Annotated in this window: 13 protein-coding genes; 12 read left to right on the top strand and 1 reads right to left on the bottom strand. The window is 58.3% G+C overall.

What is annotated here, in order from left to right:
• Positions 1-10: 10 nt before the first annotated feature.
• The 12 genes from rpsA (at position 11) to RAN89_RS09325 (ending at position 10,471) form a co-directional block, all read left to right on the top strand.
• Positions 11-1,687, top strand: a complete 1,677-nt coding sequence (gene rpsA, locus RAN89_RS09380) for a 30S ribosomal protein S1 (RefSeq protein ID WP_087496962.1) — start codon at positions 11-13, stop codon at positions 1,685-1,687.
• Positions 1,688-1,769: 82 nt separating this feature from the next.
• Positions 1,770-2,081 carry an integration host factor subunit beta gene (locus RAN89_RS09375; RefSeq protein ID WP_087497444.1) on the top strand — a complete coding sequence of 104 codons (312 nt, stop codon included), beginning with the start codon at positions 1,770-1,772 and terminating at the stop codon, positions 2,079-2,081.
• Positions 2,082-2,109: 28 nt separating this feature from the next.
• On the top strand, positions 2,110-2,424 hold the full coding sequence (locus RAN89_RS09370; RefSeq protein WP_087496961.1) for a LapA family protein: 315 nt from the start codon (positions 2,110-2,112) through the stop codon (positions 2,422-2,424).
• Complete coding sequence (lapB, locus tag RAN89_RS09365) at positions 2,414-3,571, top strand: lipopolysaccharide assembly protein LapB (RefSeq protein ID WP_313869306.1); 1,158 nt, start codon at positions 2,414-2,416, stop codon at positions 3,569-3,571. The genes RAN89_RS09370 and lapB overlap by 11 nt, the downstream gene beginning before the upstream one ends.
• Positions 3,572-3,578: 7 nt before the next feature.
• Complete coding sequence (rfaE1, locus tag RAN89_RS09360; protein WP_313869305.1) at positions 3,579-4,508, top strand: D-glycero-beta-D-manno-heptose-7-phosphate kinase; 930 nt, start codon at positions 3,579-3,581, stop codon at positions 4,506-4,508.
• Entirely contained in the window at positions 4,505-5,527 is a 1,023-nt protein-coding gene (gene rfaD, locus RAN89_RS09355; protein ID WP_313869304.1) for an ADP-glyceromanno-heptose 6-epimerase, read from the top strand. The genes rfaE1 and rfaD overlap by 4 nt, the downstream gene beginning before the upstream one ends.
• 52 nt (positions 5,528-5,579) lie before the next feature.
• Positions 5,580-5,855, top strand: a complete 276-nt coding sequence (locus RAN89_RS09350; protein ID WP_313869303.1) for a ComEA family DNA-binding protein — start codon at positions 5,580-5,582, stop codon at positions 5,853-5,855.
• Positions 5,855-6,250, top strand: a complete 396-nt coding sequence (gene crcB / locus RAN89_RS09345; RefSeq protein WP_087496956.1) for a fluoride efflux transporter CrcB — start codon at positions 5,855-5,857, stop codon at positions 6,248-6,250. Before RAN89_RS09350 ends, crcB begins: the two co-directional genes overlap by 1 nt.
• Before the next feature lie 61 nt (positions 6,251-6,311).
• Positions 6,312-7,595: a sodium:proton antiporter NhaD gene (gene nhaD / locus RAN89_RS09340; RefSeq protein WP_313869302.1), complete on the top strand. Its 1,284-nt coding sequence runs from the start codon at positions 6,312-6,314 to the stop codon at positions 7,593-7,595.
• Positions 7,596-7,746: 151 nt separating this feature from the next.
• Entirely contained in the window at positions 7,747-8,286 is a 540-nt protein-coding gene (locus RAN89_RS09335; RefSeq protein ID WP_313869301.1) for a TRAP transporter small permease subunit, read from the top strand.
• A 56-nt stretch (positions 8,287-8,342) separates the two neighbouring features.
• The gene (locus RAN89_RS09330; RefSeq protein ID WP_087496953.1) at positions 8,343-9,890 is read left to right on the top strand and encodes a TRAP transporter large permease; all 1,548 of its coding nucleotides are present in this window, start codon (positions 8,343-8,345) and stop codon (positions 9,888-9,890) included.
• A gap of 83 nt (positions 9,891-9,973) precedes the next feature.
• Positions 9,974-10,471 carry a hypothetical protein gene (locus RAN89_RS09325; RefSeq protein ID WP_313869300.1) on the top strand — a complete coding sequence of 166 codons (498 nt, stop codon included), beginning with the start codon at positions 9,974-9,976 and terminating at the stop codon, positions 10,469-10,471.
• 69 nt (positions 10,472-10,540) lie between these two features.
• On the opposite strand, the gene RAN89_RS09320 is transcribed toward RAN89_RS09325, so the two are convergent.
• Positions 10,541-11,620: a TRAP transporter substrate-binding protein gene (locus tag RAN89_RS09320; protein WP_313869299.1), complete on the bottom strand. Its 1,080-nt coding sequence runs from the start codon at positions 11,618-11,620 to the stop codon at positions 10,541-10,543.
• Between the last annotated feature and the right edge of the window lie 127 nt (positions 11,621-11,747).

Raw genomic sequence — 11,747 nt, 5'->3', positions numbered from 1 at the left:
CGCAAAACTCATGTCTGAATCTTTCGCAGCCCTATTTGAAGAATCGCTACAACGCTCGGAAATGCGCACCGGTGAAGTGATCACCGCTGAAGTCGTCCGCATCGAGCACAGCTTCGTCGTTGTCAACGCCGGCCTCAAGTCTGAAGCCTACGTGCCAATCGAAGAATTCAAGAGCGACAAGGGCGAAATCGAAGTCCAAGTAGGCGACTTCGTGTCTGTGGCTATCGACTCCGTCGAAAACGGCTACGGCGACACCATCCTGTCCCGTGACAAGGCCAAGCGTCTGGCTTCCTGGATGAGCCTGGAAAAGGCCCTGGAATCCGGCGAATTCGTGACCGGTACCACTTCCGGCAAGGTCAAGGGCGGTCTGACCGTTCTGGTCAACGGCATCCGCGCATTCCTGCCTGGTTCTTTGGTCGACACACGTCCTACCAAGGACCTGTCTCCGTACGAAAACAAGACCTTGGAATTCAAGGTTATCAAGTTGGACCGCAAGCGCAACAACGTGGTGCTGAGCCGCCGCGCTGTCGTGGAAGCTTCCATGGGCGAAGAGCGCGCCAAGCTGATGCATACCCTGAAAGAAGGTTCTGTGGTGCAAGGCGTGGTCAAGAACATCACCGAATACGGTGCGTTCGTGGACCTGGGCGGTATCGACGGCCTGTTGCACATCACTGACATGGCATGGCGCCGCGTCCGTCACCCCTCCGAAGTGGTGACAGCCGGTCAGGAAATCACAGCCAAGATCCTGAAGTTCGACACCGAAAAGAACCGCGTGTCTCTGGGTCTGAAGCAAATGGGCGACGACCCCTGGATGGGCGTGAACCGCCGCTACCCCCAAGGTACCCGCATGTTCGGCAAGATCACCAACATCGCCGACTACGGCGCGTTTGTGGAACTCGAACCCGGAATCGAAGGTTTGGTGCACGTGTCCGAAATGGACTGGACCAACAAGAACGTTGCTCCTTCGAAGATCGTTGCCCTGGGTGACGAAGTCGAAGTCATGGTTCTGGAAATCGACGAAGACAAGCGTCGCATCTCCTTGGGCATGAAGCAATGCAAAGCTAACCCATGGCAAGAGTTTGCACAAAACACCAAGCGCGGCGACCGCGTGAAGGGCCCGATCAAGTCGATCACCGACTTCGGCGTGTTCGTGGGTCTGGCTGCCGGTATCGACGGTCTGGTACACCTGTCTGACCTGTCTTGGAACGAATCCGGCGAAACCGCCGTGCGCGAATTCAAGAAGGGCCAGGAAGTTGAAGCCATCGTGTTGGCCGTGGACGTAGACCGCGAGCGCATCTCCTTGGGTATCAAGCAGTTGGATTCCGATCCTTTCACCACTTTCGTGTCCGTGAACGACAAGGGCCAGACCGTTACCGGTAAGGTCAAGACCGTGGACGCCAAGGGCGCTGAAATCGATCTGGGCGACGACATCCTGGGCTACCTGCGCGCTTCCGAAATCAGCCGCGACCGCGTTGAAGACGCTCGCAACGTGCTGAAAGAAGGCGACGAAGTGACTGCTGTGGTGGTGAACGTGGATCGCAAGACCCGCAACATCCAGTTGTCCATCAAGGCCAAGGACATGGCTGACCAAAACGAAGCCATGCAATCCCTGAACCAGAACACTGGCTCCGCCGGTACTACCAGCCTGGGCGCTTTGTTGCGTGCCAAGCTGGACAACAACAACTAATCTGTTGTTGCTGACCTGATTGAACGACCGGTTGCTTGACTGCACCGGTCGTTTTTTCTTACCCCAACCATTGCTCCTTGCCATGACCCGCTCCGACCTCGTTGAAGAACTGGCCAACCGTTTCAGCCAGCTGACCCACCGCGACGCCGAGTTCGCCGTGAAAGCCATTCTGGATGCCATGAATGACGCACTGGTCCGTGGCCACCGTATCGAAATCCGCGGTTTCGGCAGCTTCTCCATCAACCGTCGCCCTCCCCGCATGGGACGCAATCCCCGCAGCGGCGAAAGCGTGGCCATTCCCGAAAAGCGGGTGCCTCACTTCAAGCCCGGAAAAGCTTTACGTGAAGCGGTGGACACACGCACTGCGGAGCTGGAATCCAAGGCAAAACCCTGAGTAGAATCCCTCGACAACGAGGAGATGAATGAAACAGATCGCATGGCTCTTTAAGTGGCTACTTAAAGCGGCCATTTTTTTTACCCTGTTCGCCTTCGCCCTGAACAACCAGGGCGACGTCACGGTGCACTTTTTCTTCGGCACCCGATGGACGGCGCCCATGGTGCTGGTGGTCCTGAGCGCATTTGCTGCAGGCCTGCTGATTGGAGTGCTAGGCATGGTGCCCCGCTGGTGGCGACACCGCAAAGCCGCACGCCGCGCCCGATCTGATGCCGACTCCGCACGTGCCACGCTGGCCGCTGAAACCAACGCTTCCCCGATAGCGCCCCCGCATGGACTTTGATATTTCCCTTTTGCTGATCAGCCTGCTGCTGGCCTTTGTGCTGGGCTGGCTGGCGTCGCGTCTCGACTTGCGACAACTCCGCATCGAAAACCGCCAGGCACCTAAGGCCTATTTCAAGGGCTTGAATTTTCTGCTGAATGAACAGCAAGACCAGGCGATCGACGCTTTCATCGAAGCCGTACAAAGCGACCCCGACACCTCAGAGCTGCACTTTGCTCTGGGCAACCTCTTCCGTCGCCGTGGCGAATACGAGCGCGCTGTGCGCGTGCACCAGCACCTGCTGTCGCGCGGCGATCTCAGCCAGGACGACCAGCACCGGGCCCAACATGCGCTCGCCTTGGACTACCTCAAGGCAGGCCTGCTGGACCGAGCCGAAGAAGCACTGCTGAAGCTCGAAGGCACCCGATTTGAAGCGCAGGCCCGTTTGGCGCTCTTGGCCAACTATGAACGCTCACGCGATTGGGAGCATGCCGCAGGCATCGCACGCAAGCTCGAGGCCTCCGGTCAAGGCAGCTTCAAAGGCCGCCTTGCACACTATCTCTGCGAGCAAGCTGCCACACTGCTAGCCAAAGCAGACTCTGCAGGTGCCCAGTCCCTGCTGCAACAGGCCATAGACAGCGCACCTCAGGTTCCGCGCCCCCGCATGGACATGGCCGCACTCTTAACGAAGTCCGGGCAAGCCGCCCAGAGCTGCCGGGTCTTGACGGACGCACTGCATGCCTCGCCTGCCGCCATTCCGCTCATTGCCCCCTTGCTGGCCCAGAGCGCCATTGCATCCGGCCAAGTCGCTGAGACATTGGAACTGCTGAAGGCCACCTACCAGGAGGTGCCCTCGCTGGATGTGCTGGACGCCATCGTGAGCCTGGAGGCCAGTACAACGGCACTCACCCCTACTGCTCGCGACTGGTATGCCCGCCATCTCGAAAAAGAACCCTCCCTGGTCGCAGCCACCAAATGGATTGCCGGCGAGAAGCTGGAACGCGAAGCCTTTCATCCTCAGGTCCAGCGTGCGCTGGACCATGCCGTCAAACCCCTGACCCGCTACCGCTGCGCAGCCTGCGGCTTTGAAGCCAAAGTCCATTTCTGGCAGTGCCCCGGTTGCCAAGCCTGGGACAGCTACCCCGCGCGGCGGGTCGAGGAGCTTTGAACCCATTATGAGCATGACCAAAAACAAACTCTCGGCATCGCGCGTTCTCGTGGTCGGCGATGTCATGCTGGACCGCTACTGGTATGGCGCGGTGGACAGGATTTCTCCGGAAGCCCCCGTGCCGGTCGTACGCATCACCCACGAGGAAGAGCGCTGTGGCGGAGCGGCCAACGTAGCATTCAATGCTGCAACCCTGGGCGCACAAGCCTCGCTGCTGACCGTAGTGGGCGATGACGAAGCCAGCCATAAGCTGGAAGCCTTGGTCGCCAAGACCGGCATACGCACCCACTTCGGGCGTGATGCAGACCTCAAGACCACGGTGAAGTTGCGGGTGATCGGGCGGCAACAACAGCTGATCCGACTCGACTTTGAAAACACGCCCAAGAGCGAAGTGCTGGCGACCCAAACCGCCTCCTTCACCCGTCTGTTGGCCGAGCACGATGCGATCCTGTTTTCCGACTACGGCAAGGGTGGTCTGGCTCACGTGAGCGACATGATTGCCGGTGCCCGTGCGGCCGACAAGCCCATCTTCATTGACCCCAAGGGCAGCGACTATTCGCGCTACCAGCAAGCGACCGTTATCACCCCCAACCGCGCCGAACTGCAACAAGTCATTGGCGCATGGACCAGTGAAGACGATCTGCACGCCAAAGTTCACGCACTACGCAAACAACTCCAATTGGATGCAGTGCTGTTGACCCGCAGTGAAGAAGGCATGACCCTGTTTGATGCAGACGGACATTTGCACGTCAGCGCACAAGCGCGCGAGGTGTTTGACGTCACCGGCGCCGGCGACACGGTGATTGCCACCATGGCCAGCTTGGTAGGCGCAGGCATGACCCTGCGCGAAGCTGTGCCCCTGGCCAATCGCGCCGGCGGCATTGTGGTCGGAAAATTCGGCACCGCCACGGTGTCTTACGAGGAGCTTTTTGCATGACACGCATCGTGGTTACCGGCGCGGCCGGTTTCATTGGCAGCAACATCATTGCCGGGCTGAACGCCCGCGGCATGACCGACATCATTGCGGTGGACGACCTGAAGCAAGGTGACAAATTCCGCAACCTGGTGGACCTGAAGATTGCCGACTATGTCGACATGGATACCTTCTATGACGAGTTCGCCGGCGGCCACTACGGCCAGGTCGAAGCCGTGTTCCATGAAGGCGCCTGCAGCGACACGATGGAGCAGGACGGCAAGTACATGATGGCCAACAACTACACGCTCTCCTGGCACTTGTTCCAGGCTTGCCAGAAGCGTGGCGCACGGCTCTTGTACGCCTCCAGCGCAGCCACCTATGGCGGCTCTGACACCTTCCGTGAAGACCCTGCCTTTGAAGGTCCGCTCAATGTCTACGGCTACTCCAAGCTGCTGTTCGACCAGCGCATGCGCCGCGAGTGTGGTGTGAACTTTGAACGCACCAAGGCAGGCCGTACGCACCAGGTCGTGGGCTTTCGCTATTTCAACGTGTACGGCCCGCGTGAGCAACACAAAGGTCGCATGGCCAGCGTCGCTTTTCACCAGTTCAACCAGTTCAATGCCGAGGGCAAGGTGAAGCTCTTTGGTGAATACGGTGGCTACGCGCAAGGCGGCCAGATGCGCGACTTCGTGTTCATCGATGACGTCGTGGCGGTCAACCTCTGGTTCTTTGACAATCCCGCCCAAAGCGGCATCTTCAACCTGGGTTCCGGCCGCGCACAGCCGTTCAATGATGTGGCAAGCTCTGTGGTCAACGCCATGCGGCGCCTGCGCGGAGAATCCGCGTTGGCCTTGGATGACATCGCCCAGCAGGGGCTGGTGGAATACGTGCCTTTCCCCGATGCATTGCGCGGCAAATACCAGTGCTATACCCAGGCCGACCTGAGCGCCCTGCGCGCCACCGGCTGCGACCACCAGTTTGCGGATGTGCAAACCGGCGTCAGCCGCTATGTGGACTGGTTGGCCAGCCGTAAGGCCTGACAACCTAACGACCCGACCGATGTCGCAGGCCCACGCACCCACAATCCGCGCGTTGATCCGTCGCCTCCTCTGTGGTGCCGCGCTGCTGGCATGCGGGGCAAGCCAGGCACTCGAACTCAATGAGGCCACCGAGGCCCAACTCGACGGCTTGCGCGGCCTGGGCCCCAGCAGCACCGCACGGATACTGCAGGCCCGCGAGGCGGGTCCATTCAAAAGCTGGGCGGACTTCATGACACGCGTCAAAGGCATCAAGCCTGCTACGGCCACCAAGTTCTCTGCGCAAGGGCTGACGGTCCAGGGTGCGACCTACACACCGGAGTCCAAATGATGCATCCCGTGATTGCCATTTGTATGGGCGCTTGCGCCGGTGCCCTTGCGCGCTGGCAACTGGGCTTGTGGCTCAACCCGGTCGCCACCGCCGGTACTGTGCTGCCCTGGGGCACGCTGGCAGCCAACCTGATTGGTGGTTACCTGATCGGAGTGTGCGTAGCCGTGTTCCAGGCCATGCCGCAGCTGGACCCGGCCTGGCGCCTTGCGCTAGTCACTGGCTTTCTGGGCGCACTCACTACTTTCTCGAGCTTCTCGGCCGAAGTCGTCGCCATGCTGGGGCAGCAACGGTATGCGTTGGCACTGGGCACCGCCGGCGTGCACCTGCTGGGCTCTTTGGCGCTGACGATCGCCGGCATGCGCTCTGCTACATTTTTCATAGCTGCTCGCGCATAGTCTATAGGCGCCAACTGCCGATTTGGCTGACCAGCAGCCCTGCACACCATTGGATGCACCCATGTCTTTCCTGCTGATTGCCATCTTCATCGCGACCTATGCCGCCATCGCCCTCGAGCATCCGCTGAAGGTCAACAAATCAGCATCGGCCCTCTTGGGCGCGGGCCTGATGTGGACGGTGTACGCCATGTCGGGCGTGGCGGTACCGGCACTGGAGTCGCAGCTGGGCGAATCCTTGATGGGTACGGCCCAGATTGTGTTTTTTCTGTTGGGCGCGATGACCATCGTGGAAGTGGTGGATGCGCACAACGGCTTCGAAGTGCTGACGTCCCGCATCAAAACAACCCGGCTCTCATCCCTGATGTGGATGGTGGGCATAGTCACCTTTTTCCTGAGTGCGATTCTTGACAACCTGACGACCACGATCGTGATGGTGTCCTTCATGAAAAAGCTGCTGGGTCGGCGTGACGACCGCCTGTTCTTCGCCGGCATCATCGTGATCGCCGCAAATGCGGGCGGCGCCTGGACTCCCATAGGTGACGTCACCACCACCATGCTATGGATTGGCGGGCAAATCACTGCGCTGGAAATCATGAAGGGTGTGTTCATTCCTTCTGCGCTCAATTTGCTGGTGCCCCTGACCATCACCGCCCGCGTGCTGGGTCATCGGCCGGTGGTGGCTCCGGAGCGCAACCCCGATGAAGAAAGCTTCGAGACCAGCGCATTCGAGCGCAACCTGATGTTCTATCTGGGCCTGTCTACGCTGGTGTTGGTGCCTGTGTTCAAGGCCGTGACGCACTTGCCTCCGTTCATGGGCATTCTGTTCGGACTGGGAGTGGTCTGGCTGGTGGGTGACTTGGTGCACCGCCAGGAAGAAGACCTGCGCAAGCAGCGCCTGACACTGGCCCGCGCGCTGACGCGGATTGACATGGGTTCCATCGTCTTTTTTGTGGGCATTCTGCTCTCTGTCGCTGTGCTGGAGCACACCCATATTCTCGAGGCAGTGGCGCACTGGCTGGATGCCACCGTGGGTCGATTGGATGTGATCGTGGTGCTGATCGGACTGGTAAGCGCGGTCGTGGACAACGTGCCGTTGGTAGCAGCGTCCATGGGCATGTACGGGTTGGCGCAGTACCCCACCGACAGCTTTCTTTGGGAATTCATGGCCTATTGCGCGGGCACCGGGGGCTCCATCCTGATCATCGGCTCTGCGGCCGGCGTGGCAGCCATGGGGCTGGAGAAGATTGACTTTCTCTGGTACCTCAAACGCATCAGCGGGCTGGCCTTGTGCGGCTACCTGGCCGGTGCGGCGGCCTACATCGCCATGCACCATGCGGGCTTCTGACTGAGGGCACGCGCTCCACCCTTCAAAGCTTAAGGGTAAACACCAAGGAATTACGTCAGGCTTTTTACAGGGGTTTTCAGGCACTATGCCGGAGTTGAATGCGGATACCTGTCCGCATCTCCGCTCGAACAAGACCAACTGGAGACTGCTTGTGAATGCTCTATTGAAATTTGCCAAAGGCATGGATTGGATCAGCCAAAAGCTGGGCCTTTTTGCCTCTTGGACTGTACTGTTTGCTGCGCTGATCAGCGCGGGAAATGCCTTCATCCGATACGGCTTCGGCATTACCTCGAACGGATGGATTGAAATCCAGTGGTACCTGTTTGCCTACACCGTGATGGTGGGTGCACCGTTCGTGTTGAAGGTCAATGAGCACGTTCGCGTCGACCTGATTTACGGCAAGCTCAAGGGCAATCGTCCAGTCTATGTCGACATTTTCGGGCTGGTGTTCTTTCTGCTGCCCGTGATTGGCCTTTTGGCTTACCTGACCTCCCAGTACTTCTGGGGCATCTACGTGTCGGGCGAAATGTCGCAGAACGCAGGTGGTCTGATCCGTTGGCCTGCGGTACTCGCCATGCCTATCGGCTTTGCCATGGTGTGGCTGCAGGGCTTGTCTGAAATCATCAAACGTGTGGGCTACCTCCAGGGCAAATTTGCCATGGACACACATTACGAAAAACCTTTGCAATAAGCCGCATCCAAGCGCCTTAAGCACTTCGCACCCCACAAGACATACTGGATTCACTTATGCAAATGGAACACTTTCCCCCGCTGATGTTTGCGGGCCTTGTAGTGATTATGTTGATCGGCTTCCCGGTCGCCTTCTCGCTCGCCGCTTTGGGCTTGGCCAGCGGCTTTTACGCCATTGAAATGGGCTGGTTCCCGGCCGCCTTCATGGGAACCTTGCCGATCTCGCTGTTTTCTATTCTGAGCAACGAGCTTTTGCTGGCGATCCCGTTCTTCACCTTCATGGGCACTATCCTGGAGAAATGCGGTCTTGCTGAAGACATGCTCGACTCCATGGGCCAGCTCTTCGGCCCCGTGCGCGGCGGCGTGGGTTACTCGGTCATCATCGTGGGCTTCATCCTCGGTGCCATTACCGGCACCGTTGCAGGCCAGGTGATCGCCATGGCGCTGATCTCGTTGCCGGTGATGATGAAGTACAACTACAACATGCGCTATGCCACCGGCGTATTGGCTGCCTCCGGCACCATCACGCAGTTGGTGCCACCCTCTTTGGTATTGGTGGTGCTGGCCGACCAGTTGGGCAAGCCCGTAGGTGATATGTACAAGGGCGCTTGGGGCCCCTCCATCCTGCAAGTGCTGATGTTTGCAGCCTACACCTTTGCGCTGTCCCGTATCAAGCCTTCCTATCTGCCGGGCATCCCCCGCACTGAACGCACTCTCGATGGATGGGCACTCTGGTCCAAATGCTTGCGTGGCATCGTTCCGTCTGCTTTGCTGATTTTTGCTGTGTTGGGTTCCATGGGCGGCCTGCCCTTCCAGGACACCGCGATTGCAACTCCAACTGAAGCCGGCGCCATGGGCGTCGTGGGCGCCCTGATTCTGGCCGCCATGTCCAAGCGTCTGACACCTGCCCTGATCTGGGAAGCCATGGCCGGCACCATGCGCCTGACAGCCATGGTTGTGTTCATTCTGATCGGTTCCCGGGTATTCAGCCAGGTGTTCCAAGGTGTGGATGGCCACAAGTGGGTAGAGCATTTGTTGGCCGGTTTGCCAGGTGGCCAGGTTGGCTTCCTGATTGTGGTCAACGTCTTCGTGTTTTTCCTGGCGTTCTTCCTGGACTTCTTTGAAATCGCGTTCATCATCGTGCCCATGCTGGCCCCAGTGGCTGACAAGATGGGTATCGACCTGATCTGGTTCGGCGTGCTGCTGTGCGTGAACCTGCAGACCAGCTTTATGCATCCCCCCTTCGGATTTGCGCTCTTCTATTTACGAGGAATCGCAGACAGTTTGTTCAAAGACAAGCGGATCCCGAAACCGGTTCTTTCCAACGACATCTACTTGGGATCCATCCCCTGGGTGATCATGCAGATCATTCTGGTGGTGGTGGTGATTTTCGTGCCCCAGTCGGTCACGATGTTCCTGGACGAAAAAGTGGAAATCGATATCGATAAAGTCGTAATCGAAATGCCGGTGGAAGAGCCCATGCCGAATGCCGAATTGAAGGCTGGTGAAGCTGCACCGGCTCCGGGGTCTGAAGATGCAGCAAAAGCTGCTGCCAAGGCCGAAGAAGACGAGCAGAAAAAGCTCGACGAGCTGTTCAAGAAATAAGCGTTCATCAACGGCACCCGCCCCCTTTATCGGGGATCTGACCCCGACTCTCGAGTCGGGGTTTTTATTTGCAGGAAAACTCTATGAATGAAACAGATACTGCTCAACCCAGCGGCCCCACCAAGCTGGAGTTCAGCCCCCTCGGAGGACCTATGGAGGCAGCGGCCTACAGCATCGTCTTCAAGTGCATTGCCATTGCATTACTCAGTGTGGCCGGACTCTGGGCAATTCAAATGCACCAACTGGCCCAACAAGGGCTCGCCAGCGCCACGGTGGTGAGTTGGTTATGGCTGCCTTGGGGACTCATGGCCTACACCGCATGGTTTGTGGTGACCGGTACGACGCGCCTGACCGGCACATCGATAGAGCAATCCTGGATGTGGTCCAAACGCCTTGAGCTGGACAACCTCGCCTATGCCAAGGTGATCCGCATCCGCGGCTTCGAATGGCTGATTGCACCGCGCTTCTACACCAAGAACTTCGGTGGCAAACTTTTCATCTTCTATGCGGCTGACCCTGCCATGCTGGACGAATTCAAACGCCTGGAATTGGCTCTGGCTGCGGTGCGCGATCCACGCTGATACCCTGTAAAAATACTGACCAAAAAAAACCGCGCCGTGGCGCGGTTTTTTGCTTGCAGAAAAAGCTGTTTACAGCTTCTGAGCTTGCATGAAGGAGTCGAACTTGGCTTCGGTAAAGCGGAACCAGAGGTTGGATTCTGCGCGGAACTTGGAGTAGTCCGCGTAAATCTTCTTCCAGTCTTCGTTCTTCTCGTTCAATTCGGCATAAGTCTCTTCTGCAGCCTTGAACGCAGCAACCAGCACGTCGTTGGGGAACGGACGCAGCTTGGTACCACCGCCCACCAATTGCTTCAGAGCGCCGGGGTTGCGTGCGTCGTACTTGGCTTGCATGTCCACGTGCGCGTAAGCAGCGGCGTTGTTGACGATAGCTTTGTTCTCTGGAGACAACGCTTCGTATGCCTTCTGGTTGATGAACAGATCCAATTGGGGACCGCCTTCCCACCAGCCGGGGTAGTAGTAGAAGGGGGCAACCTTGTTGAAGCCCAGCTTCTGGTCATCGTAAGGTCCAATCCACTCTGCCGCGTCAATCGTGCCTTTTTCCAGAGCGGTGTAGATTTCACCGCCAGGAATGTTTTGCGGCACCACGCCCATTTTCTCCATCACGCGTCCGGGGAAACCACCGGTACGGAACTTCAAGCCCTTCAGATCAGCCACGGACTTGATTTCCTTGCGGTACCAACCACCCATCTGGGCACCGGTGTTACCCATGGGGAAGTTGATCATGTTGTACTTGGCGTAGAACTCGCGCATCAACTTCAAACCGTTACCTTGGTACATCCAGGCAGTCATCTGGCGGGAGTTCAGGCCGAAAGGAATAGCGCAACCCAAAGCAAATGCTTCGTTCTTGCCGAAGAAGTAGTAAGGCGCTGTGTGCGCGCACTCCAGGGAGCCTTGCTGCACAGCATCCACCACGCCGAATGCAGGCGCGATCTCGCCGGCTGCGTGGACGGAAATTTCGAACTTGCCGCCGGACATTTCCTTCACGTGTTTCGCAAAGATTTCAGCAGCACCAAAAATCGTATCCAGCGCCTTGGGGAAGCTGGACGCCAGACGCCAGCGCACTGCGGCCTGAGCATGAACTGCGGGAGCTGCACCGGCAGCCAATACGCCGGCAATACCTGCGTTTTTGATAATTGAACGACGATCCATTCGCTTTTCTCCGGTAATTGTGTTGTAACCAGCTTGATGCGCAGATCTTCCGCGCATCAAGGACTGTGTAAGTCAAGCGCGATTGTAGGAATGCGAATAACCCTACTCGTGGGGGTTTTCCCTCGGC

Source organism: Rhodoferax mekongensis, from assembly GCF_032191775.1.
GTDB classification, from domain to species: Bacteria; Pseudomonadota; Gammaproteobacteria; order Burkholderiales; family Burkholderiaceae_C; genus Allorhodoferax; species Allorhodoferax mekongensis.
The sequence above is the reverse complement of the archived record's forward strand: the minus strand, read 5'-3'. Positions and strand labels throughout refer to the sequence as shown.